Consider the following 24039-nt stretch of genomic DNA (forward strand, 5'->3'; position numbering starts at 1 on the left):
CCCTGGGGTTCGTGCGACGGGGCGGGGTGTTCACGCGAGCGGGTCTCGCGCGGGCCTGTGCCGTCCTCGGCGTGCTGGTGGGCCTGGTCCTGATGCAGGAGTCCGCGCACGTCCAAGATCCGCACTCGCCCGGCTGCCACTCGCTGTACTCGGTGGCGATGCTGGTCGCCGACGACTGCGTCCCTGTCCAGCCGACCGCGGCAGCCGAGCACGGCCCGCAGGACCCGGCCGACCTGCTCGGCGCCTGCTTCGCGCTGCTGGTCGCGGTGCTGCTCACCCTGGTCGCACTGGCCGGTCCACGACCGCTGACTACCCTGCTCACCCAGCTCAGCGCGCCCCGGCCGCCCACCCGGCGACACCGCCCGGCGCCCAGTCTCGCCCTGCTCTGCGTGCTGCGCACGTAGGCCGAACCGTTCGCACCGCCACGAGGTCCCGGCGACCTCGTGTGCCCGCGCGCGTTCGCGCCTGCCCGCATCCACCCAGATCCCAGGGGATACCCATGACTGCCAACACCAAGATCACCCTCACCGTGCTCGCCGTGGTCGCCGCGGTGCTCACCGGCCTGTTCCTCTTCGCCCGCCCCAACACCCCGGCCCCCGCCGCCCAGCCCGGCCCGCAGAGCGCGCCGCCCACCGTGCCCGCCGAAGTGCTGGTCCGCCCGGACAGCCACAAGCTCTCCACCGCAGCCGACGGCAAGGTCACCGTGGTCGAGTTCGCCGACCTGGAGTGCGAGGTCTGCGGCGCGGTCTACCCCGGGGTCGAGCGGCTGCGCGCGGAGTACGCGGGCAAGGTCACCTTCGTGCTGCGCTACTTCCCGATTCCCAGCCACCGCAACGCCGAACTGGCCGCGCGCGTGGTGGAAGCGGCGGGCAGGCAGGGCAAGCTGGAGGCGATGTACCAGCTGATGTTCGAGACCCAGCGGGAGTGGGGCGACCAGCAGACCGACCACCGCGCCACCTTCCTCGGCTTCGCCCGCCGCCTCGGCCTCGACCTGCCCACCTTCGAACGGGACCTGGACGACCCGGCCACCCAGACCCGCGTGCTGGCCGACCGCAAGGACGGCGCGAGCATCGGCGTCCAGGGCACCCCGACCTTCTTCGTCAACGGCGCCAAGGTCACCGGGCGCGCCAGCTACGAGGTCCTCAAGGCCGCCATCGACGCGGCACTGGCGAAATGACGGCCACCCCGGCGGAGCGGGCCCCGTTCCCGCTCCGCCTGCTGCCCTGGCTGCTCGCCATTGGCGGCGCGACCGGTCTCACCGCGGCCGTCGTGCTCACCATCGAGAAGATCGCACTGCTCCGGAACTCGGGCTATATCCCCAGTTGCAGCCTGAACCCGGTGCTCAGCTGCGGCTCGGTGATGAAGACCGAGCAGGCATCGGTCTTCGGCTTTCCCAACCCACTGCTGGGCATCGCCGGGTTCGCCGTGGTCACCACCATCGGCATCGCCCTGCTGACCGGGGCCCGGTTCCACCGCTGGTTCTGGCTCGGCCTGCAAGCGGGCGCCACTCTCGGCGTGGTCTTCGTGCACTGGCTGATCTTCCAGAGCCTGTACCGGATCGGCGCGCTGTGCCCGTACTGCATGGCGGTGTGGGCGGTGACCATCCCGATCTTCTACTACGTCACGCTGCACAACCTGCACCACGGCCACCTCCCGGCGCCCCGCGGTTGGCGAGGGCTGCTCACCTTCCACACGGTGGTGCTCACCGGCTGGTTCCTGCTGATCGTGATCGCGGTGCTGCAAGCGTTCTGGACCTACTGGACCACGCTGTTCTGACCGCCGTGCTTGACTGCCAGGCATGGAACTGACCGTCCAGGCCGACGGCACCCGGCTACCGGCCACGCTGGACCTGCCAGCGGGGCCGGTCCGGGGCGCGGTCGTGGTCCTGCACGGCGCGGGGGCCGGTCAGCGGTCGTACTTCCTCTACGCCCACCTGGCCCGGCTGCTGCCCAGGATCGGTATCGCGGTGCTGCGCTACGACCGCAGACCAGGTCCTGACGGCCACGACGTGCCGCTGTCCCAACAGGCCGACGACGCGGCCGCCGCCATCGAACTCCTGCGCAGGCACACCGGCGAGGTCCCGATCGGCGCGTGGGGCTGGAGCCAGGGCACCTGGGCCGCACCGCTGACCATCCACCGACTCGACGGCTGCGACCACCTGCCCACCCGCGACGAAGGCGAGGACCTCGCCGGCATCAGCGAGCAGTACAGCGACACGTTGTGCGCCTGGCTCGACGCCCAGCTCGGCGGCTAGCCCGAGATCCCCGCCCAGAACCCGCACTGGTGCTCCACGGCGGGGCTGGTCGCGGGCCTGCCCAGTTGCCGCACGGCTGGAGACTGCGGCCAGGGCAGTCGCTCGCCGCGGGCGAAAGCGGTCCAGTGCCGCAGCATCTCCGCCGACAGCGCGTGCTGCGCCGGGGTGGTCAGCTCGGGCAGCACCCCGGGGGAGTCGAACAGGTACGGCAGTTCGGCGCCGTGGTACGCGCCGAGTGGCAGGTCCTTGGGCGGTGGCAGCAACGACGGCGCGGTGCGGTCGGCGAACTCGAAGGAGTGGGTGGGCGTCACCGCGCGGAGCAGGCGCGCCGTCTCCAGCGTCGGGCAGGCCCAGACCCGGTCGGTCATCGCGTCGCTCCACGCGGCGATCGGCGAACCGTGCGCGGCGACCGGGTAGCGCGCCAGCACCTGCCCGGCCTTGCTGCCGAAGGCGGTGGCGGCCAGTTCTCGGTAGCGGGCCTCGGTGATCGTCTGCTCGGCACCCGGTCTGGCGAAGAAGGCGCCGAAGAGCCTGCCCTCGTCCCGGGTGTGGCCGATCAGCACCGGCACCGGCAGCACGTGTCCCTTGCGCAACGCCTCGACCGGCCGTTCGGTCAGTACCGGACCGCCGTAGGCCAGGTGTGTGAAACCGGCGGCGAGTGGCTCGGCGAGCAGTTCCGCCGCACTGGGCTCGCGCAGGCAGTCCACCGTCGGGCAGTGGCGCGCCGCGGCCAGTGCCGCGCCCTGGGCCCGCACCCGCTCGGTGCTCAGGAACGGCGATCCCGGCCGGACCCCGGGCGCGGTGCCGTTGGCCGGCCAGTCCATCGCGCAGGAGCCGCTCTGGATGATCGCCCGCTGGAACAGGCCCGCCGCGGCCGGTGTGGTCAGCATCGCGCAGGCGCTCAGCCCGCCGGCGGACTCGCCCGCCACGGTGATCGCGGTGGGGTCGCCACCGAAGGCAGAAGCGTTGCGCCGCACCCAGTGCAGCGCGGCGAGCTGGTCGAGCAGGCCGTAGGAACCGGAGTCCCGGCCGAGCGCCGAGTGCCCGAAGTAGCCGAAGACGCCCAGCCGGTAGTTGACCGTGACCACCACGACCCGGCCACTGGCCACCATCCTGGCCGGGTCGTAGTAGCTGCCGCCGCCGAGGGTGAACGCCCCGCCGTGCAGCCACACCAGCACCGGGTGCGGACCCGGCGTCGTGGGGGTAGTGACGTTGAGGTACAGGCAGTCCTCGTTGACGCTCAACGGTTTCTGCCCGGGGACGCCCTGCGCGCAGATCGAGCCCGGCGCGGTGGCCGCCCGGATCCCCGGCCACGGCGTGACCGGTCGCGGCGGTTGCCAGCGCAGCCGTCCGGTCGGCGGCGCGGCGAACGGGATCCCTTGGAAACTGCGGTGATCCGCGTTGACCGTGCCGCGCACGACCCCGGCGTCGGTGCGCGCCAGCGCCGGGTCGTGCGGCGGGCCCACGGTGACACCGGCCAGTGCGGTGGTGATCGTGAGCAGCAGTTTCGTGATCATCGTGGCCCCCCGGTTCGTCGCCCCGCCCACTTGATGATACGAACGTATCGCAAACCTCTATCGGCCGGTCGGCAGAATTTCCGGCAGCCACGCGTGCAAGCGGGACGCGACCTCCTCAGCATGCCTGGACAGCATGGTGAAGTGGTCGCCGGGGACGGACTCCTGGCGATGCACCAGCGATCGGGGGAAGCGGCGGTCGGTGGGGTTGACCGCGATGCCGCCGACGCCGTCGCGGGCGGTCAGGTGCAGGATCGGCGCGCGGACCGGTTGTGGGGTCCAGTCGCCGAACATGCGGTTGTAGCCGCCCATGGCGCCGATTTGGCCGGTGGTGGTGGCGGTGCGGCCGGGCTGGGCCACCGAGGCGGTCATCAGGTCGCGGCGGCGGATCTGCTCCTGCATGAACTCGCTCTGCACCTCGGTTTGAGCTGCCTCGGCCTCCGGCAGGTAGGTGTCGATGAGCACCAGGGCGGGCACTTCGACGCCGTCCGCCTCTAGTTGTTCGACCAGGCCGTGGGCCAGGTAGCCGCCGGAGGAGTAGCCGACCAGGACGTAGGGCGTGTCGGCGAAGCGGGACAGCACAGCTCTGGCCAGCATGCGGAACAGGGCCGGGCGGTCGGCGGGGAGGGGGATGTCGCCGTCGAAGCCGGGGGCCCACAGGGACCAGACCTCGGAGGCGGGGCGCAGGGCCGAGTGCAGGTAGGTGTAGGGCAGGTCGAGGTTGGGGAAGATCGGCGGGGTGAGGCCGATGAGGAGTGGGCCGTAGCCGCCGTCGCCGACCTTGACCAGGCGGGCCAGGTCCCTGGGGTCCTCGCGGTCGAAGGTTTCCCTGGTTTCCGATACCGCGCGGGCCAATCGCAGGGCGGCGTTGAGCTTTCCGCTCTCGATCGCGCCGATGTAGACCGACGCGAGGCTGTCCGAAGTTTCCTGCGACGCTTGAACGGGTGCTGGTTCGGGGACCGGGGTGGACAGGGTGTCCTGCTCGGCCATCTCGGCCAGCTTCTCCGCCGCGAGTTCGGCCAGGTCGGTGACGGTAGGGTAGTTGAGGATGTCGCCGAGGCTGAACTCGATGCCGGTGGCGGTGCTGACCCGGCCGCGCAACTGCATGGCGCTCAACGACTCCAGGCCCTGGTCCCGGAACGTCGTCTCCAGCGGCACGTCCGCCGAGGTCGGGTGGTCCAGCACCACGGCGACGTGGCTGCGGATCACGTCGATCAGCTCGGCCTCGCGGTCCTCTTCGGGCAGCGCCCACAGCCGGGCGGCGGGGGAGACTGGGCCGCCGGTGGGCAGGGCCTGACCGTCGGCGGTGAGGCGGGGGTTCTGCCATTCCCGGTGCAGCCAGTAGCGGTCCCGCTGGAAGGCGTAGCCGGGCAGCGAGACCCGTTGTGCGCCGGTGCCCGCGAACACCGCCTGCCAGTCGATGGCCACACCGGCGATGTAGGCCTCGCCGAGTGCGCGCACGAACCGAGACAGGCCGGCGTCATCGCGGTGCAGCGTCTGCACCGCCAGAGCGGAAACCCCTGCCGCGCCAATGGACTCACTCACCGGGTGCACCAGCAGCGGGTGCGCGCTCACCTCGATGAACACCCGGTGCCCGTCGGTCAGCAGGGCTTCGGCGGCGCGGTCGAAGCGGACCGGTTCGCGGACCGTGCGGTACCAGTACTCGCCGTCCAGCGGTTCCTCGCCGATCCACTGTCCACTGTGGCCGGAAACCAGCGGCACCGTGGGCTTCTGTGGCAGCAGCGGGGCCAGCGCGGTGACCAGCTCTGCGTGCAGCGGTTCCATCCGGGGGGTGTGCGAGGCGACCTCGATCTGCACCCGGCGGGCGCGGATTCCCCTGGTGCCACAGCGTTCCAGCAGCTCCTCGATCGCATCCACATCGCCCGCGACGGTGACCGCGAACGGGCTGTTCACCGCGGCGATCCAGAGCCGGTCCGTCAAATCCGCGAACAGCGCGCGGGCATCGGACTCCGGCAGTGGCAAGGCCAGCATCCCGGCGGGGCCGTCGTCCAGGGCGGCCATCAGGCGGCCTCGGGTGGCCGCGACCCGCATCGCGTCCGGCAGGGACAGCGCGCCGGCGGCCCAGGCCGCCGCGATCTCGCCGAGGGAGTGCCCGGCCACCGCGCCGGGGTGCACGCCGACCGAGCGCCACAGCGCGGTCAGCGCGATCATCACCGCCACGTTGGCCACCTGCACCACATCCGGGCGGTGCACCGGCGGCGCGCCCGGCTCGCCCCGCAGCACCTCGCCGAGGGACCAGGAGACGAACGGGGTGACCGCCTTCTCGCACTCGGCCAGCTGGGTGCGGAAGACCTCCGACTCGGCGCTGAGCGCGGTGGCCATGCCCTCCCACTGCATGCCGTGGCCGGGGAACAGGAACGCGGTGCTGCCGTCGCCGACCGCGTTGCCCGCGATGACCGCGTGCGAACCGCGGTGGGTGGCCAGTGCGGCCAGCGCCTCGGTGAGGTCGTCCAGGGTGCGGCCGAAGATGACCGCGCGGCAGGGCAGATGGCCACGCTGGGTGGCCAGCGAGCAGGCCAGGTCCAGCGGGTCGGGTGCGGTCCGGCGCACGTGCTCCAGCAGTGCATGTGCTTGCGCGGGCAGGGCTTCCGGGGTTTTCGCCGAGAGCAGCCAGGGCAGCAGTGGAAGGCTCTTGGTGGCGGCTGGGGCGGGTTCGGGGACGGTCTCGGCCTGTTCCAGGATGACGTGCGCGTTGGTGCCGCTGACGCCGAAGGCGGACACCCCGGCCCGGCGCGGGCGGCCGGTTTCCGGCCACGGCACGGACTTGTTGAGCAGTGCCAGCGCGCCGCTGTCCCAGTCCACCCTCGGGTTCGGCTCGCCCACGCCGACCGTGCCGGGTAGCACGCCGTGCCGCATGGCCAGCAACACCTTCAGCACCCCGGCCACCCCGGCCGCGGCCTGGGTGTGGCCGAGGTTGGACTTCACCGCGCCGACCAGCAGGGGGCGGTCGGCGGCGCGGGCGCGGCCGTAGGTGGCCAGCAGGGCCTCGGCCTCGATCGGGTCGCCGAGCGGGGTGCCGGTGCCGTGCGCCTCCACCACGTCGACGTCGGCGGCGGCGAGCCCGGCCGAGGTCAGCGCGGCGCTGATCACGCGTTGCTGGGAGGGGCCGTTCGGCGCGGTCAGGCCGCTGGAGGTGCCGTCGGAGTTGACCGCGGAGCCGCGCAGCAGCGCGAGCACCTGGTGGCCGTTGCGGCGGGCCTCGGAAAGGCGTTCCAGCACAACGACTCCCGCGCCCTCGCCCCAGGCGGTGCCGTCGGCGTTGGCGGCGAAGGGTTTGCAGCGGCCGTCCGGGGCCAGCGCGCGCTGCTGGCTGAACTCCACGAACAGCACCGGGCTGGACAACACGGTGACGCCACCGGCCAGCGCCAGCGAGCACTCGCCGTTGCGCAGGGCCTGCGCGGCCAGGTGCAGGCTGACCAGCGAGGAGGAGCAGGCGGTGTCCACGGTGACGGACGGGCCCTCGAAGTCGAAGAAGTAGGACAGCCGCCCGGAGGTCACGCTGGGCGCGTTGCCGATGGAGAACTGGCCGACGAGCTCCTGCGGCACCTCGGTCACCGCCGCCATGTAGTCCGAATTGGACAGTCCGATGTAGACACCGGTGCGGCTGCCGCGCAGGTCGGCCGGGTCGATCCCGGCGTCGGCGAGGGCCTGCCAGGCGACCTCCATGATGATCCGCTGCTGCGGGTCCATGCCCAGCGCCTCGCGCGGGGAGATGCCGAAGAAGCCGGGGTCGAACTCGGCCGCCCCGGTCAGGAACCCGCCCGCGCGCACGTAGGACTTGCCGGGGGTGCCCGGTTCCGGGTGGTACACCGCCTCCGGCGTCCAGCCCCGGTCCGCCGGGAACTCGGTGATCACGTCGCGGCCGTCGGCGAGCACGTCCCACAGCTCGTCGGGCGAGCTGACGCCGCCGCCGAACCGGCAGCCCATGCCCACCACCGCGATCGGGTCTTCCGCCGGGTTCTCCAGCTCCCGCAGGCGTTCCCTGGTGCGGTGCAGCTCCGCGGTCACCCGCTTGAAGTAGTCGAGGAGTTTGGGGTCATCGGACATGGCTCAGTTTTCCTTTCCCGGACCCAGTTCGCGGTCCACGAAGGCGTACAACTCCTCGACCGAGGCCGCGGTCAGCTCCGCCGCGACGTCCTGGCCCGGCGTCTCACCGAGGGAGGCGAGCAGGCCGTGCAGGCGCTTGCGCAGCGCGCCGCGCTGTTCCTCGCTCAGCACCCGTTGCCGCACCGCGTCTTCCAGCGCGGTCAGCTCGGCGACCTCGGTCCCGCCGCCGGTGTCCTTGGCGTCGGGGGCGATCTCCTGGCCGAGGTGCCCGGCCAGCGCGGCCGGGGTGGGGTGGTCGAACACCAGCGTCGCGGGCAGCCGCAGCCCGGTCGCGCTGTTGATCCGGTTGCGCAGCTCCACCGAGCTGAGCGAGTCGAAGCCGAGGTCACCGAAGGCGCCCTCGGCCGGGACGTCGTCGGCGGAGGTGTAGCCGAGCACGGCGGCGACGTGCCCGCGCACCAGGTTGGTCAGCTGCCGGTCGCGTTCCTCTGGGCTCAGCCCGGTCAGCCGCCGCGCCAGCGCCTGCGGGGTTTCCGCCGGTGCGCCGCCGCGCTGGCCGGCGGCGGTGCGCCGGGCCGAGCGCCGGACGACATCGCGCAGCAGCGGCGGGATCTGATCCGCGCCCAGCTTGGCGATCACGCCCAGGTCGACCCGGAACGGGACCAGGTGGTGTCGGCCCGAGGCCAGCGCGGCCTCCCACAACGCGATGCCCTGGGCCTCGGTCAGCCCGCGGATTCCGGTGCGGTCCAGCCGGGCCTGGTTGGCCGCGGTGATGGTGGCGGCCATGCCGTCCTGCTCGGCCGCGGCCCACAGGCCCCAGGCCAGCGAGACACCGCCGGGCCGGCCGCTCACCAGGGCGTCCAGGAAGCTGTTGGCCGCCGCGTACGCACCCTGCCCCGCGGTGCCGAACACCCCGGCTGCGGAGGAGAAGCAGGCGAACAGCGCCAGGTCGAGGTCCTTGGTCAGCTCGTGCAGGTGCCAGCCGCCGTCGACCTTGGGCCGCAACACGTTCTCCAGCTGCTCCGGCGTCAGCGTCTCCACCGTGCTGTCGTCGAGCACCCCGGCGGCGTGGATTACCGCGGTCAGCGGGTGCTCGGCCGGGATGTCGGCCAGCACCCGCTCGACGTCCGCGCGCACTGCCACATCCCCTTGGGCCAGCACGGTTTCCGCGCCCAGCTCGGTCAGTGCGTCGACCAGCTCGGGCGGGGCGGTACCGCGCCGGGACAGCAGCACGATCCGCCGCGCGCCCTGCGCGGCCAGGTGCCGGGCGAACACCGCGCCCAGCTGCCCGCCACCACCGGTGATCAGCACGGTGCCCTCGGGATCGAGCGGCCGCTGGCCGTCGCCAGGGGTGGCGCGGTGCAGGCGGGGCGCGTAGACCGCGCCGTCGCGCAGGGCCACCTGTGGTTCGCGGGCGGCCTGGGCGGTGGACACGGCGAGCCGGGGCCAGGAGCGCAGGTCGTCGGTGTCGACCAACAGGATGCGGCCGGGGTGTTCCATCTGCGCGGAGCGGGCGAGTCCCCAGGCGGCGGCGGTGACCGGGTCGGGCTGCTCGCCGGGGGTGACCGCGAGGGACTGCTGGGAGCAGAGGACCAGCGCGGAGTCGGCGAAACGCGGGTCGGTCAGCCAGTCCCGCAGCAGTGCGGCGAGGTCGCCGACCGCGGTGCGCACGGCCGAGGTGACCTCGCCCTCGGGGCGCTCGATCCGGGCGAACACGGCCTCTGGCACGGGGTTCTCGGTCCCGACCAGCTCGCGGAGTGCGGCCAGGTCGGGCACGAGGCTCCCGGGTGCGGGCAGTTCGGGCACCCGGCCCGGTGCCCGCCCACCGAGCGCGACCCAGTTCTCCGCCGCCGACTCCGTGCCGAAGGTCAGCGGCAACTGAACCCAGTCCTGCGTGAACAGCGCCGAGTCGTCCTCCTCGGCGGCGTGCAGGTGGGCCGCGTCGGCGGGCAGCGGCCGGAACAGCAGTGAGTCGACCGTGGCCACCGTGGCGCCGGAGCCGTCGGCCAGGGTGATCGCCACATCGCCGTCGTCGCCGGTGATGCGCACCCGCAGCATCGAGGCGCCGGAGGCGAACAGCGACAGCCCGGACCAGGAGAACGGCATCGAGCCGTGGCCCTCGTCGATGGCGTTCAGCTGCGGGCCGAGGCCGACCGCGTGCAGCACCGCGTCCAGCAGCGCCGGGTGCAGGTTGTACCTGGCCGCGTCGCCCGCGGCCTCCACCGGCAGCGCGACCTCGGCGAACATCTCCGGACCGGCCGGGGTGTCCCGCCGCCACAGCGTGCGCAGGCTGCGGAAGGCGCCCTGGTAGGAGAAGTGGCGGCCTGCTACCACCTCGTCGTAGACCTCGGAGACGTCGATCTGTGTGACGTCGGCCGGCGGCCACTGCACCAGCGCGGCCTCGGGCACCGCGGTGCGCACGCCGACGAAGCCGGTGGCGTGCCCGCGCCAGCGCCCGGAGTCCTGGTCCGGCCGGGAGAAGACCCGCACCGAGCGGCGGCCGGACTCCTCCTCGCCGCCGAGCACCACCTGGATCTGCACCCCGCCGGTCTCCGGCAGCGCCAGCGGCGCCTGCACGGTCAGCTCCTCCACCGCGTCGCAGCCGACCTGCTCGCCCGCGGCCAGCGCGAACTCCAGGAACGCGGTGCCGGCCAGGATCGGCACGCCGCGCACCTGGTGCCCGGACAGCCACGGCTGATCCTGCAGGGACAGGCGGCCGGTGAGCACCACGCCGTCGCCCTCGGCGGTGGCCAGCACCGCGCCCAGCAGCGGGTGCCCGGCCGCGGCCAGACCGGCGGACTTCAGGTTGACCGAGTCGCCGTCGGGCACCAGCCAGTAGTGCTCGTGCTGGAAGGCGTAGGTGGGCAGGTCGGCCAGCCGGGCAGGCGCGGGCGGCAGCACCGCGGACCAGTCCAGGTCGATGCCGCGGGTGTGCAGCTCGCCGAGCGCACGCAGCAGGCTCTCTGCCTCGTCGTGGTCCTTGCGCAGGGCCGGGACCGCGGCCTCGGCAGGGCCGGCGTCCTGCCGGGACAGCGCGGTGAGCACCGCATCCGGCCCGAGCTCCAGCAGCGTGCCGACCCCGTTCGCCCGCGCGGTGACCAGCCCGTCGTGGAACCGGACCGCCTGGCGCACGTGCTCGACCCAGTAGCCGGGGTCGCGCAACTGCTGGTTAGTGGCGATTCCACCGGTCAGATTGGAGATCACCGGTATAACTGGTGCGGCACTGGTCAAACCGGTGACGACCGCTTTGAACTCGGCGAGCATGGGTTCCATCAGGGGTGAGTGGAAGGCGTGGCTGACCCGCAGCCGCTTGGTCTTGCGGCCGTCGGCGGCCCACTTCGCCGCCAGCGCCTTGACCTCGGCGGCGGCACCGGAGATGACCACCGAGTCGGCCGAGTTCACCGCCGCGATGGACACCAGGTGCTCGCGCCCGGCCAGCGCGGCGGCCACCTCCACCTCGGTGCCCTGCACGGCCACCATCGCGCCACCGGCGGGCAGCGCGGCCATCAGGCGACCGCGTGCGGCGACCAGCCGGGCGGCGTCGGCCACCGGCCAGACCCCGGCCACGTGCGCCGCGGTGATCTCGCCGATGGAGTGCCCGAGCAGGTAGGCCGGGCGCAGGCCGCTGGACTCGGCCAGCCGGTACAGCGCCACCTCCACCGCGAACAGCGCGGCCTGGGCGAAGTCGGTGCGGTGCAGCAGTTCCTCGTCCTGGGCCAGCACCTCGCGCAGCGGGCGCGGCAGGTGCTCGTCCAGGTGCCCGCACACCTCCTCGAAGGCAGCGGCGAAGGCGGGGAAGACCTCGGCCAGCCGCAGGCCCATGCCGAGCCGCTGCGCCCCCTGACCGGTGAACAGCACCCCGAGCGAGCCACCGGCGACCACGCCGTCCGTGGTCTCGGCGCGGCGGCGCAGCTCCGCGACCAGCTCGGCCTTGTCCCGGCCGAAGACGGTGAGGCGGTGCCGGAAGTGGGTCCGCCCGGTGGCCAGCGCGTGCGCGATGCCCGCCGCGGTGGCCTGGTCCCGCTCGGCGAACTCCGCCAGCCGGGCGGCCTGGGCACGCAGCGCGCCGGGCGTCTTGCCGGAGACCGTCCACGGCAGCAGCGGCAGCGCCGACTCGGTGTCCACAGTGGACATATCTTCGGCCGGTGGTTCCTCGAGGATGATGTGCGCGTTGGTGCCGCTGATCCCGAAGGAGGACACCCCGGCCCGTCGCGGCCGCCCGTGCGCGGGCCAGTCGACCGCCTCGGCCAGCACGGTGACCGCGTCCACGCCCCAGTCCACCTTGGGCGTCGGCGCGTCCACGTGCAGCGACTTCGGCGCGCGCCCGTGCCGCATCGCCATGATCATCTTGATCGCGCCGGCCACTCCGGCCGCGGCCTGGGTGTGCCCGATGTTGGACTTCAGCGAACCCAGCCACAGCGGCCGGCCGTCCGGCCGGTGCTCGCCGTAGGTGGCCACCAGCGCGGTGCCCTCGATCGGGTCGCCCAGCGGGGTGCCGGTGCCGTGCGCCTCCACCGCGTCGACCTCGGCGGGGGAAAGGTTGGCATCGGCCAGTGCGGCCCTGATCACCTCCTGCTGCGCGGTCCCGTTCGGCGCGGACAGGCCGTTGCTGGTGCCGTCCTGGTTGATCGCCGAACCGCGCAGCAGTGCCAGCACCTGGTGGCCGTTGCGCCGGGCGTCGCTGAGGCGTTCCAGCAGCAGCAGTCCGGCGCCCTCGGCCCAGATCGCGCCGTTGGCCGCGGCGGCGAAGGCCTTGCTGCGCGCGTCGCGTGAGGTCACGCCCTGGCCGCAGAACTCGACGAAGGTGCCGGGGGTGGACAGCACGGTCACCCCACCGGCCAGCGCCAGCCCGCACTCACCCGCGCGCAGCGCCCGCGCGGCCAGGTGCGTTGCCACCAAAGAAGAAGAGCAGGCGGTGTCGATGGTGACCGCGGGCCCGCTGAAGTCGAAGGCGAAGGCCACCCGCCCGGAGATCACGCTCATCGTGCTGCCGGTGATCGCGTACTGGGAGTACTGCGTGGTGCCCTGCCACAGCATCTGGTAGTCGTTGCTGGACGCCCCGGCGAAGACCCCGGTTCGGCTGCCCGCCACGGACTCCGGCCGGATCCCGGCGGACTCGAAGGCCTCCCAGGTGAGCTCCAGCATCAGCCGCTGCTGCGGGTCCATCACCAGCGCCTCCTTCGGCGAGATGCCGAAGAAGCCCGCGTCGAACTGCCCCGCCCCGTCCAGGAACCCGCCCTCGCGCACGTAGGTGCGGCGGGCCTGCTGGGAGTTCGGGTCGGGGTCGTAGAGCTCCTCGATCGGCCAGTGCCGGTCGCGCGGGAACTCCGAGATCGCGTCCACCCCGCCGTCGACCAGGTCCCACAGGGCGGCGGGGGAGTCGACGCCGCCGGGCAGGCGGCAGGACATGCCGATCACCGCGATCGGCTCGTCGTCGCGCTGTTCGGCCTCGCGCAGACGCTCCCTGGTGGCGAGCAGGTCCGCGGTCACCTTCTTCAGGTACTGGCGGATCTTGCCGTCGTCGACTGTGGACACTGGTTCACCTCGTGGACATGGCTGGCGGGATCAGGCGGTGAAGGTGATGCGCTGGGTGTCGAGGCCGCGCACCACCACGTGCCTGCGGTAGCTCAGCGAGTCCTCGTGCACGTGGAACTCGCGCAGGCGCTCGGCGACCGTGCGGAAGACGATCTCGGCCTCCAGCTTGGCCAGGCTGTTGCCCAGGCAGTAGTGTGCGCCGACGCCGAAGGCCAGGCCCATGCTCTTGCTACGCCGCTGGATGCGGAACTCATCGGCCTGCGGGAACTCCCGCTCGTCCCGGTTGCCCGAGCCGATCACCAGCGTGACGATGGTGTCCTTGTCGATGTCGATCCCGTTGACCCGCTTGCCTTCCAGCGCGACCCGGCCGATCAGCAGGATCGGGCAGTCGTAGCGCAGCGACTCGTCGACGCAGTCCATGGCCAGCGACGGGTCCTGGCGCAGCAGCTCCAGCTGGCCGGGGTGGCGGGAGAGCGCGAGCAGGCCGTTGGTGATCAGGTTGGTGGTCGACTCGTGCGCGGCGATGAACACCGTGGCCACCGTGTTGGTGATCTCGCGCCGGGAGAGCTTGCGGCCCTCGTGCTCGGTGCGGATCAGGCTGGAGATCAGGTCCTCACCCAGGTTCTTGCGGCGCTTGAAGATGAGGTCGGCGAAGTAGGTGTGCACCGTGGTGGTGGTCTGGGTGAGCCGGATCAGCTCGTCCCTGGTGAACACCTCCGCGGAGTGGAAGCTGGCCACCAGGGTGGGCAGCTCGGTGGACAGCGCCATGTCGCTGGACCACTCGCGCAGCTGCGGGATGTCCTCGGCCGGGATGTCCAGCAGCTTGGCGATCACGCCGAGGGACAGGCCGGTGGCCAGGTCCTCCACCCCGTCGAACTCCCCGTCAGCGATGAACTTCGCGAACAGCTCCTCCACGATCCCGGTGATCCAGGGCTCGTAGCGGGCGGTGATCCGCGGGGTGAACGCCTTGGTCACCAGCCTGCGCTGCCTGCCGTGCGCGGGATCGTCGAGGAAGAAGATGGAGTTGAGCACCGGTTCCTCGGTGGCCTCCGGGAACACCTTGCGCATCGCGGGAGAGGCCAGGGTGTCGTTGCCCATGGCGGCGTGGTCCCGCAGGATCGCCATGCAGGTGGCGTAGTCGCTGATGATCAGCGACCCGTCCTCGGTCTCGATCGGGCCCGACTCCCGCCACTTGGCCAGCAGCGGGTACGGGTCGGCGAGGGTTTCCGGCTCCAGCAACCTGTAGAGCGGGTTGTCGCGGCTGGCGACCCTTTCCTGGACAAGGCTCATCGTTCCCGCTTCCTCCGTCATCGTTCCTCGGCGAGCACGCCGTCGATCAGGTCGAAGATCTCCTCGTCGGTGGCGCTGTCCAGATCCGGCGCCACCGGCGCGGCCTGTTCCCGCGCCTGCCAGGACCGCAGGATCCGTTCCAGCGTCCCGGTGATCGCCTCACCCCGGCCGACCGCCGAGGGCCGCAGCCCGGCCAGCGCCTGCTCCAGCTCGTACAGCCGGGCCATGGTGGCGCGCACCGCGTCCCGCACCCCGCCGCCGAGCGCCTCGATGAGGTGCCGGGCGAGTGCCACTGGCGTCGGGTGCTCGTAGACCACGGTCGCGGTCAACTCCGCCCCGGTCGCGGCGCTGAGCCGGTTGCGCAGCTTGACCCCGGCCAGCGAGTCCAGCCCCAGTTCGCGGAAGGACCGGCCGGGCGGGATGTCCGCGGCGCGGTGCCCGGAGACGGCGGCGATGTGCGAGATCACCACCTGGGTTAGGTAGGGCTCGCGCTCCTCGGCCGGTATCTCGTCCAGCTGGATCCGTTGTGGTGCAACGGGTTCTTCGGCGGGATGGACACCGGGCAGGTTGTCGCACAGGCGGCTCGGTCGCATGCCGGTGGCGAAACGGGGCCAGTCCACCTCGGCGATCGCGTACTCCGGTCCGCCCGCGGCCAGCGCGCGGTCGAAGGCGGCTAGGGCGGACCCGGCCGCCATCGGCGTGATGCCCCGGGCCTGCCAGCCGGATGCCAGTTCCGCCGAGGCCATTCCGGTGCCGTCCCAGGGACCCCAGGCCAGGCAGGTGGCGGGCAGGCCTTGCGTGCGCCGCCGGTGGGCGAGGGCGTCCAGGACGGCGTTGGCCGCGCTGTAGTTGCCCTGGCCGGGGGAGCCGACGGTGGCGGCCAGGGAGGAGCAGAGCACGAAGAACTCGAGCGGGTGCTCGCGGGTGAGCTCGTCCAGGTGCCTGGCTCCGCCGACCTTCGCGTCGAAGACGTTGGCGAAACGGCTGGGGGACAAGGAGTCCAGCACCCCGTCGTCGAGGAATCCGGCCGCGTGCACCACGCCGGAGAGGGTGTGTTGCCGCAGCAGCGTGGCCAGGGCGTCCCGGTCGGTGACATCGCAGGCGGCGATGGTGGTTTCGGTGCTGGCCAGCTCGGCGCGCAGTTCCGCCGCGCCGGGGGTGTCCGGTCCCTGGCGGCTGATCAGCAGCAGGTGTTTCGCGCCGTGCGCGGCCAGGTGCCGGGCCAGGTGACGACCCAGTCCGCCGAGGCCGCCGGTGATCAGCACGGTGCCTGCCGGAGCCACCGTGGTGGCCGGTCGCGCAGGCACGGTTGCCAAGCGGCGCACGAAGATCCGGCCGTCGCGGATGGCGGACTGATCCTCCCCGCCGAGTGCCGTGCGCAGCGCGCGGAAGTCCACTTCGGACGGTTGAGTGGGCAGGTCGACGAGTCCACCCCAGCGGCCGGGGGTTTCCAGCGAGGCGACCCGGCCCAGTCCCCACACCGCGGCCTGATCCTGTTGCGGCACATCCTGTTCGCGTGCCCGGACCGCGCCCTGGGTGATGGCCCAGACGGGAGTTCCCTCCGGCACGGCTTGCAGCAGGGCGAGGGTGACCGTCACCGAGTGGGGCACCGTGGTTTCGGCCGCCGGATCGAGTGCCAGCAGCGAGACGATTCCGTTGGCGGGTGGGAGTTCCTGGCCGGTGTAGGGCAGCACCTCGGCATCCAGTGCCGCGGCCACCGCGCCGGTGATCTCCGCGCACCGCTCGTCCGGCGGTGCGAGCACCAGCCAGGGACCGGCCGGGGTCGCGGCGGGCTCGGCCGGAACCCAGTCCACCACGTGCAGCAGCGGGTCCTTGGCATCGCGCACCGGCAGCCAGAACCGCTCGCGGCTGAACCGGTAGCCCGGCAGCGGCACCCGCCGCCCGCCGGCGCACCAGGCGGCCCAGTCCACCGGGACGCCCCTGGTGTGCGCGGCGGCGAGCGCGCGCAGCACCGACTCCACCGCGGGCCGGTCCTTGGGCAGCACCGGCAGGAACACCGCCTCCGGCTGGGTTTCCTGGCCGAGCGCACTGAGCGTGCCGCCCGGTCCGACCTCCAGGTAGGTGGCGGCGGCCAGCGCGGTCAGGCAGTCGTGGAAGCGGACCGGGTGGCGGGCCTGCCGCACCCAGTACTCCGGGCTGCGCAGGTCCGCCCCGGTGGCCGTGCGCCCGGTGACCGAGCTGACCACCGGGATGGCGGGCTCGTGGAACTCCAGGGTTTCCAGCACCTCCCGCAGCGGCGCGAGCACCGGGTCCATGTGCGGGGAGTGGAAGGCCTGGGCCACCGCGAGCCTGCGGGCGTGCGGGGCGCGTGCGGCCAGCGCCAGCACCAGGTCCTCGGTGCCGGAGAGCACCACCGAGTCCGGTCCGTTGACCGCGGCAATCGCCACCTCGGACTCGTGGCCACGCACCAGTTCCCTGGCCCGCTCCTCGGTGGCCCGGATCGAGACCATCGCCCCTGACCGGCCCAGCTCGCGCATCAGCCTGCCCCTGGCGGCGATCAGCGTGCAGGCATCCGCCAGCGACAGCACACCGGCGGCGTGCGCGGCGGCCACCTCGCCGACCGAGTGCCCCGCCAGCGCGTCCGGCCGCAGGCCGAGGGCGGTGATCAGCCGGAACAGCGCCACCTCCACCGCGAACACCGCGGCCTGAGTGTGGTCGGTCCGCGTCGGCTCACCGTCGAAGACCAGCTCCCGCAACGGGCGGTCCAGGTGCCGGTCCAGTTCCGCGGCCACCGCGTCGAAGGCCTCGGCGAACCGCGGTTCGCTCCGGTACAGCTCCGCGGCCATCCCGGCGTGCTGGGTGCCCTGGCCGGGGAACAGGAAAGCGGTCGCGCCCCGCCGTACCTGGCCGGTGATCGCGGTGCCCTCGGTGATCGCACGGTGCAGCTCCGCCCGATCCGCGCCGAGGTAGACCGCGCGGAAGGGCAGTTGGGCGCGGGTGGTGGCCAGCGAGTAGGCCAGGTCGAGCGCCTCGCCGGGCTGGTCCAGCAGGGCCTTGGCCTGGCGGTCCAGGGCCTGCGGGCTCGCTGCGGACACCACCCAGGGCAGCAGCGGGGGCGCGGCCGCGGGCTCGGGTTCCGGTTCGGCAGGGGGCTGTTCCAGGATCAGGTGCGCGTTGGTGCCGCTGATGCCGAAGGAGGAGATGCCTGCCCGGCGCGGCCGTCCGGTTTCCGGCCAGGGCACTGATTCTGTGGCGAGCTGCACCGACCCACCGGACCAGTCCACGTGCGGACTCGGCTCGTCCAGGTGCAGCGTGCCGGGCAGGATCCCGTGCCGCATGGCCAGGATCATCTTCAGCACACCCGCGACTCCGGCCGCGGCCTGAGTGTGGCCCAGGTTGGACTTGGCCGAGCCGACCAGCACCGGCCGATCCCGATCCTGCCCATAGGTGGCCAGCAGGGCCTGCGCCTCGATCGGGTCGCCCAAGGTGGTGCCGGTGCCGTGTGCCTCCACCGCGTCAACGTCCGAAGTGGACAGTCCGGCGGCGGCCAGCGCGTCCTGGATCACCCGCCGCTGCGCTGCCCCGTTCGGCGCGGTGAGGCCGTTGGAGGCGCCATCGGAGTTGATCGCGCTGCCGCGCAGCACGGCCAGCACCCGGTGGCCGTTGCGGCGGGCGTCGGAAAGCCGTTCCAGCACAACGAGTCCGGCACCCTCGCTCCATGCGGTGCCGTCCGCGGTGCTGGCGAAGGGTTTGCACCGACCGTCCGGGGCCAGCGCGTACACCTGGGCGAACTCGGCGAACAGGGTGGGCGTGGTCATCACGGTCACCCCGCCGGCCAGCGCCAGCGAGCACTCGCCGGTGCGCAGTGCCTGCGCCGCCAGGTGCATGGCCACCAGTGCCGAGGAACAGGCGGTGTCCAGCGTGATCGCGGGCCCCTCGAACCCGAAGAAGTAGGCCAGCCGCCCGGAGGCCACACTGCTCGCGTTGTCGATGGAGACCTGTCCGCTCAGGTCCTCCGGCACCTCGTGCACCCGATGCCCGTAGTCGCTGCCCATGGTGCCGGTGAACACCGCGGTCCGGCTGCCGCGCAGTCCGGCCGGATCGATGCCGGCCGACTCCAGCGCGTGCCAGGCGACCTCCAGCAGAATCCGCTGCTGCGGGTCCATCACGAGCGCTTCCCGTGGCGGAATGCCGAAGAAGCCGGGATCGAACTCCGCCGCATCGGCCAGGAAACCGCCGTGCCGCACCGAGCTGGCCCCGGCGTCCCAGCCCCGGTCCGCGGGGAAGTCGCTGATCACATCGCGCCCCTCGGCCAGCACCGTCCACAGCTCGTCCACTGTGGACACACCGCCGGGGAAGCGGCAGCCAGCGCCAACCACGACGATCGGATCGTCTTGCGGGGCAACGACAGGCCCGACGATCTCGGTTGTCGGCGAGCCAGCCCCGGCCAGGTGCGCGGCCAGCAGGGCGGGCGTCGGGTGGTCGAACACCGTGGTCGCGGGCAGCCGCAGCCCGGTGGCCGCGCTGAGCCGGTTGCGCAGTTCGAGTCCGGTCAGCGAGTCGAAGCCGATGTCCCGGAAGGCCCGCTCGGGATTGACCTCCCCGGTGCTGCCCAGCACCGTGGCCACCGTGCGCAGCACCAGCTCCAGCACAGCACGCTCGTCGCCCGGCACGAAGGCCACCGGTTGCGCCTGCTTCGCCGCAGTCGGCCGCTTCGGCCCCAACAGCCCTTCGAAGATCGCCGGCCGATCGCCGTGCTCGCCGAGGTCGAACCGCGCGGGCACGGACAGCGGCGGCCCGCCCAGCGCCGCGTCGAACAGCGCCAGCCCATGCGCGGGTGCGATCGGTCGCAACCGGGCCCGGCTCAGCCGCGCCCGGTCGGTCGCGCCGAGGTGCCCGGTCATCCCGGACTTGGGTGCCCACAGTCCCCAGGCCATCGAGGTCGCGGGCAATCCGCGCGCCCGCCGGTGGTGGGCCAGCGCGTCCAGGTAGCTGTTGGCCGCCGCGTAGTTGGCTTGCCCCTGCGTGCCGATCACTCCCGCCACCGAAGAGAACAGCACAAACGCGGCCAGGCCCAGGTGCTGGGTCAGCTCGTGCAGGTGCCGGGCCCCCTCGACCTTGGGGCGCAGCACCGAATCCAGCTGCTCGGGAGTGAGCGCGGCCACCGGGCTGTCGGCCAGCACACCGGCGGCGTGCACCACCGCGGTGAGCGGGCGCTCGGCCGGAATGCCGTCCAGCACCGCGGCCAGCGCCTGCCGGTCGGTGACATCGCAGGCCACCACCCGGACCTCGGCCCCCGGCAGCTCGGGCGCTTCCGCCGCCCGCCGCCCGGTCAGCACCAGGTGCCGGACCCCGTGCGCGGCCACCAGATGCTCGGCCAGCGCCCGTCCCAGGGTCCCGGTGCCGCCGGTGATCAGCACCGTGCCCGCCGGATCCAGCCGAGGCGGCGCACCAGCGGTGACCCTGGCCAGCCGGGGGACCAGCGCCTGTCCGTCGCGGAGGGCTACCTGTGGTTCGGGACAGCCGAGCGCGGTGTTCAGCTGGGCAGGGTCGTCCAGGTCCACCAGCCGGAACCGGCCGGGGTGCTCGGTCTGCGCGGTGCGCACCAGGCCCCACACCGGCGCCGCCGCCAGCTCGACGTCCTCATCCGGCCCGGTCGCGATCGCGTTCCTGGTGACGATGGCCAGCTGCCCGTCCCGGTCCGCGGCCAGCCACTCGCGGATCGCGCCGAGCACCTGGTGCGCCCCGGTGGCGTGCAGCACCTCGGTCGCGCCGGGGGCGGCCCGCCGCGATGACGGCGTCCAGCCGACCTGGAACAGCGACCGGTCGCTGCCGGAAAGCAGCTCGGTTCGCAACGGCCGCAAGGGCATTGTCTCGATGGTGCACACCGCGCCGGAGAGCGCGTCGGTGATCTCGACGCGGAAGGCGTCCTGGCCGGTCGGCGTCAGTGCGACCCTGATTGTCGTCGCGCCGACGGCGGCCAGCTCGACACCGGCGAAGGAGAACGGCAGCCGGAGCTCGCCGTCCGCGCCGAGCAGCAGCGGGTGCAGAGCGGCGTCCAGCAGCGCGGGGTGGATGCCGAAGCGGCCGGGCTCGGCAGGCAGTTCGACCTCGGCGTAGCGGCGCTCGCCGTCGCGCCAGGCCCGGCGCAGGCCCTGGAAACTTGGTCCGTACTCGTAGCCCAGCTCGGCCAGCCGCGCGTACGCGCCGTCCAGGTCGATCTCCTCGGCGGCCGGGGGCCAAGGAATCGCGGTCGCGGTCGTGGACTCGGCGGGGCCGAGGGTGCCGGTGGCGTGCCGGGCCCAGGCCGCGTCGCGGTCCGGCCGCGCGTGCAGCGCGAGGGTTCCCGCCCCGTCCACCGTCACCTGGAGCTCGACCTCGCCCGAGGCGGCCACCGCCAGCGGCCGTTCCACCGCCAGCTCCACCAGCCGCGGCAGGCCGAGCAGTTCACCCGCGTGCAGGGCCAGCTCGGCGAAGGCCGTGCCCGGCACCAGCACCGTGCCGTGCACCGCGTGATCGGCCAGCCACGGCAACGCCCGTAGCGACACCGAGCCGGTGCCCACCAGCCCGTCACCACCGGCCAGCACGACCGCCGAGGTGAGCAGCGGGTGGCCCGAGGTGGCGGGCGCGCTCGCGGTTGGCAGCAGCCAGAACCGCTCGGTCTGGAACGGATAGGTGGGCAGGCTGGTCGGCCGCGCGCCGGGGAAGACCCGGTCCAGGCGCAGGTCGACGCCGTGCACCTGGGCCTCGGCGGCGGCCAGCAGGAAGCGTTCCAGGCCGCCTTCCTCGCGGCGCAGGGTGCCCAGCGCGACGCCGTCCTGGTCGAGTTCGTCCAGCAGCTGGCGCAGGCCGACGGTGAGCACCGGGTGCGCGGAGCACTCCAGGAAGGTGGTGTGGCCCAACGCGATCAGGCCGCGGATGGCCGAGTCGAACTCCACGGTCTGGCGCAGGTTCCGGAACCAGTAGTCCGCGTCCAGGACCTCGGACTCGCCGGAGACGGTGGAGTGGAAGGGAATCTCGCCGGGGCGCGGGGTGATCGGGGCGAGCGCGGCGCGCAGTTCCTCGCGGAGCAGGTCGACCTGGGGCGAGTGCGAGGCGTAGTCCACCGGCAGGCGGCGGAAGCGGATCTCCTCGGCCGCCAGCTCTTCGCCCAGTTCGGCCAGTGCGCGCGGATCGCCGGAGAGCACCGTGGCCTCCGGTCCGTTGACCGCGGCCACGTGCAGGCCCGGCCAGCGCTGGATCCGGCGCTGCGCCGCTGTCCTGGACAGGGCGACCGAGGCCATCCCGCCGAGACCGGACAGCGCCCGGATCGCCCTGGCGCGTAAGGAAACCACCAGCGCGCCATCTTCCAGTGACAGCGCTCCGGCCACCGTGGCGGCGGCGATCTCGCCCTGCGAGTGCCCGACCACCGCGACCGGCCGCACGCCGTGCGCCTGCCAGAGCGCGGCCAGTGAGACCATCACCGCCCAGGTGGCGGGCTGCACGATGTCCACTTCGGACAGTGCGGCTTCGTCCGCGAGCACCTCGGTCAGCTGCCAGTCCACGAAGGGGGACAACGCCTGCTGGCACTGCGCCATCCGCTCGGCGAACACCGGGCTCTCCGTGAGCAGCCGCACCGCCATGCCGGTCCACTGGGTGCCCTGGCCGGGGAACACCAGCACCGGACGGGCCTCCCGCCGGGCCGTGCCGGTGAGCACCCCTGGCGCGGGTTCGCCCTCGGCCAGCGCGGCCAGTCCGGCGCGCAGGGCCGCCGGATCCGCGCCCAGCACGGCCGCTCGGTGCTCGAACCGGGACCGGCCGGTGGCCAGGGTGAACCCGGTGTCGGCGAGGGAGGCCTCCGTGGCCAGGTGCTCGCGCAGCCGGGAAGCCTGTTCCCGCAACGCGGTCAGCGTGGTGGCCGATAACAGCAGCGGCACCACCGGCGGTGGCCCGGCCTGCGGCGCGGGCTCGGGGGCCTGTTCCAGCACGACGTGGGCGTTGGTGCCGCTGATGCCGAAGGAGGACACCCCGGCCCGGCGCGGGCGGGCGGTCTCCGGCCACGGGGTGTGCTCGGCCAGCGGGAACACCGCGCCGCTGGTCCAGTCCACGTGCGGGCTCGGCTCGGTGAAGTGCAGGATCTTGGGCAGCACGCCGTGCCGCATCGCCTGCGCCATCTTGATCACCCCGGCCACCCCGGCCGCGGCCTGGGTGTGCCCGGTGTTGGCCTTCACCGAGCCCAGCAGCAGCGGGCGCTCCCGGTCCTGCCCGTAGGTGGCCAGCAGCGCGCCGGCCTCGATCGGGTCGCCGAGCCGGGTTCCGGTGCCGTGCGCCTCCACCGCGTCAACGTCCACAGTGGACAGACCGGCGGCGGCGAGAGCCTCCCGGATGACCAGTTCCTGCGCGGGACCGCTGGGCGCGGACAGTCCGTTGGAGGCGCCATCGGAGTTGATCGCGGTGCCCCGGACGATCGCGTGCACCCGGCGCCCGTTGCGCACGGCGTCGGAAAGCCGTTCCAGCACCAGCATCCCGGTGCCCTCGGCCCAGGCGGTGCCGTCCGCGGTCGCGGAGAACGGCTTGCACCGGCCGTCCGGGGCCAGTCCGCGCAGCCGGGAGAACTCCACGAACATCTCCGGCGTGGCCATCACGGTCACCCCGCCGGAGAGGGCCAGGCTGCTCTCGCCCGCGCGCAGCGACTGGACCGCCAGGTGCAGGGTGACCAGCGAGGAGGAGCAGCCGGTGTCCACGGTGATCGCGGGGCCGCGCAGCCCGAGCACGTAGGCCAGCCTGCCGGAGACCACGCTGGCGGTGTTGCCGGTGATCAGGTGCCCTTCCAGCCCGTCGGGCACGGTGTGCACCCTCGGCGCGTAGTCGTGCATCATCGCCCCGGCGAACACCGCGGTCCGGCTGCCGCGGATCGAGGCGGGGTCGATCCCGGCGTCCTCCAGCGCCTGCCAGGCCGAGGTGAGCAACAATCGCTGCTGCGGATCGGTGGTCAGCGCCTCCCGCGGTGACAGGCCGAAGAACGCGGCGTCGAAGTCGCCGGCTTGCTGGAGGAATCCGCCGTGCCGGGTGTAGGACTTACCGGGCCGATCCGGATCGGGATCATAAAGGGAATCAAGGTCCCAGCCCCGGTCCGACGGCATTTCCCCGATCAGGTCCGCGCCCGAGATCGCCGCCTGCCACAACCCGGCGGGAGTGGTCACGCCGCCGGGATATGTGCAGGCCATACCCACGATCGCGATCGGCTCTCCCACGCACTGCTCCCCAGGTGCTCGGTTCCGGCGGCCAGTCAATCAAGCTTGTTCCAAAACTTCCCCGGAAATACCGAGGAGTCCTGAAGCTGCCAATTTCTGCCTGTTGTTCTTCCGGAATCGGTTACGTCGCGGGAGTCTATGTCTGGAACTGGTCATCGCCTAGCTGACCGGCGAAAGATAGGGG

General features: G+C 72.9%; 7 protein-coding genes and 2 pseudogenes. 4 read left to right on the forward strand and 5 right to left on the reverse strand.

Features of this window, described 5'->3' with window-relative positions; all coding sequences use genetic code 11:
• Positions 1-11 precede the first annotated feature (11 nt).
• The 4 genes from ACWDY5_RS01430 to ACWDY5_RS01445 all read left to right on the forward strand — a co-directional run bounded on the left by ACWDY5_RS01430 (position 12) and on the right by ACWDY5_RS01445 (position 2254).
• On the forward strand, positions 12-404 hold the full coding sequence (locus tag ACWDY5_RS01430) for a hypothetical protein (protein ID WP_449720398.1): 393 nt from the start codon (positions 12-14) through the stop codon (positions 402-404).
• Between the two features lie 95 nt (positions 405-499).
• Positions 500-1177, forward strand: a complete 678-nt coding sequence (locus ACWDY5_RS01435) for a DsbA family protein (RefSeq protein ID WP_449720399.1) — start codon at positions 500-502, stop codon at positions 1175-1177.
• Complete coding sequence (locus tag ACWDY5_RS01440) at positions 1174-1776, forward strand: vitamin K epoxide reductase family protein (protein WP_449720400.1); 603 nt, start codon at positions 1174-1176, stop codon at positions 1774-1776. Before ACWDY5_RS01435 ends, ACWDY5_RS01440 begins: the two co-directional genes overlap by 4 nt.
• Before the next feature lie 22 nt (positions 1777-1798).
• On the forward strand, positions 1799-2254 hold the full coding sequence (locus ACWDY5_RS01445; protein WP_449720401.1) for an alpha/beta hydrolase: 456 nt from the start codon (positions 1799-1801) through the stop codon (positions 2252-2254).
• Here the strand turns inward: ACWDY5_RS01445 and ACWDY5_RS01450 are convergent.
• From ACWDY5_RS01450 to ACWDY5_RS01470, 5 genes and pseudogenes are all read right to left on the reverse strand, one after another.
• Entirely contained in the window at positions 2251-3771 is a 1521-nt protein-coding gene (locus ACWDY5_RS01450; RefSeq protein WP_449720402.1) for a carboxylesterase/lipase family protein, read from the reverse strand. The genes ACWDY5_RS01445 and ACWDY5_RS01450 overlap by 4 nt on opposite strands.
• Positions 3772-3828: 57 nt before the next feature.
• Positions 3829-7836 carry a type I polyketide synthase gene (locus ACWDY5_RS01455; RefSeq protein WP_449720403.1) on the reverse strand — a complete coding sequence of 1336 codons (4008 nt, stop codon included), beginning with the start codon at positions 7834-7836 and terminating at the stop codon, positions 3829-3831.
• 3 nt (positions 7837-7839) lie between these two features.
• A pseudogene (locus ACWDY5_RS01460) lies at positions 7840-13365 on the reverse strand (type I polyketide synthase); the annotation flags it as partial.
• A gap of 36 nt (positions 13366-13401) precedes the next feature.
• Positions 13402-14661, reverse strand: a complete 1260-nt coding sequence (locus ACWDY5_RS01465) for a cytochrome P450 (RefSeq protein ID WP_449720404.1) — start codon at positions 14659-14661, stop codon at positions 13402-13404.
• Between the two features lie 17 nt (positions 14662-14678).
• Positions 14679-23849 (reverse strand): annotated as a pseudogene (locus ACWDY5_RS01470) (SDR family NAD(P)-dependent oxidoreductase); the annotation flags it as partial.
• Positions 23850-24039 lie beyond the last annotated feature (190 nt).

Source organism: Crossiella sp. NPDC003009 (assembly GCF_053591555.1).

Coding starts and splice junctions, on each gene's coding strand:
- ACWDY5_RS01435 (WP_449720399.1), top strand. CDS start 500: ATGACTGCCAACACCAAGATCACCCTCACCGTGCTCGCCGTGGTCGCC.
- ACWDY5_RS01440 (WP_449720400.1), top strand. CDS start 1,174: ATGACGGCCACCCCGGCGGAGCGGGCCCCGTTCCCGCTCCGCCTGCTG.
- ACWDY5_RS01445 (WP_449720401.1), top strand. CDS start 1,799: ATGGAACTGACCGTCCAGGCCGACGGCACCCGGCTACCGGCCACGCTG.
- ACWDY5_RS01450 (WP_449720402.1), bottom strand. CDS start 3,771: ATGATCACGAAACTGCTGCTCACGATCACCACCGCACTGGCCGGTGTC.
- ACWDY5_RS01455 (WP_449720403.1), bottom strand. CDS start 7,836: ATGTCCGATGACCCCAAACTCCTCGACTACTTCAAGCGGGTGACCGCG.
- ACWDY5_RS01465 (WP_449720404.1), bottom strand. CDS start 14,661: ATGAGCCTTGTCCAGGAAAGGGTCGCCAGCCGCGACAACCCGCTCTAC.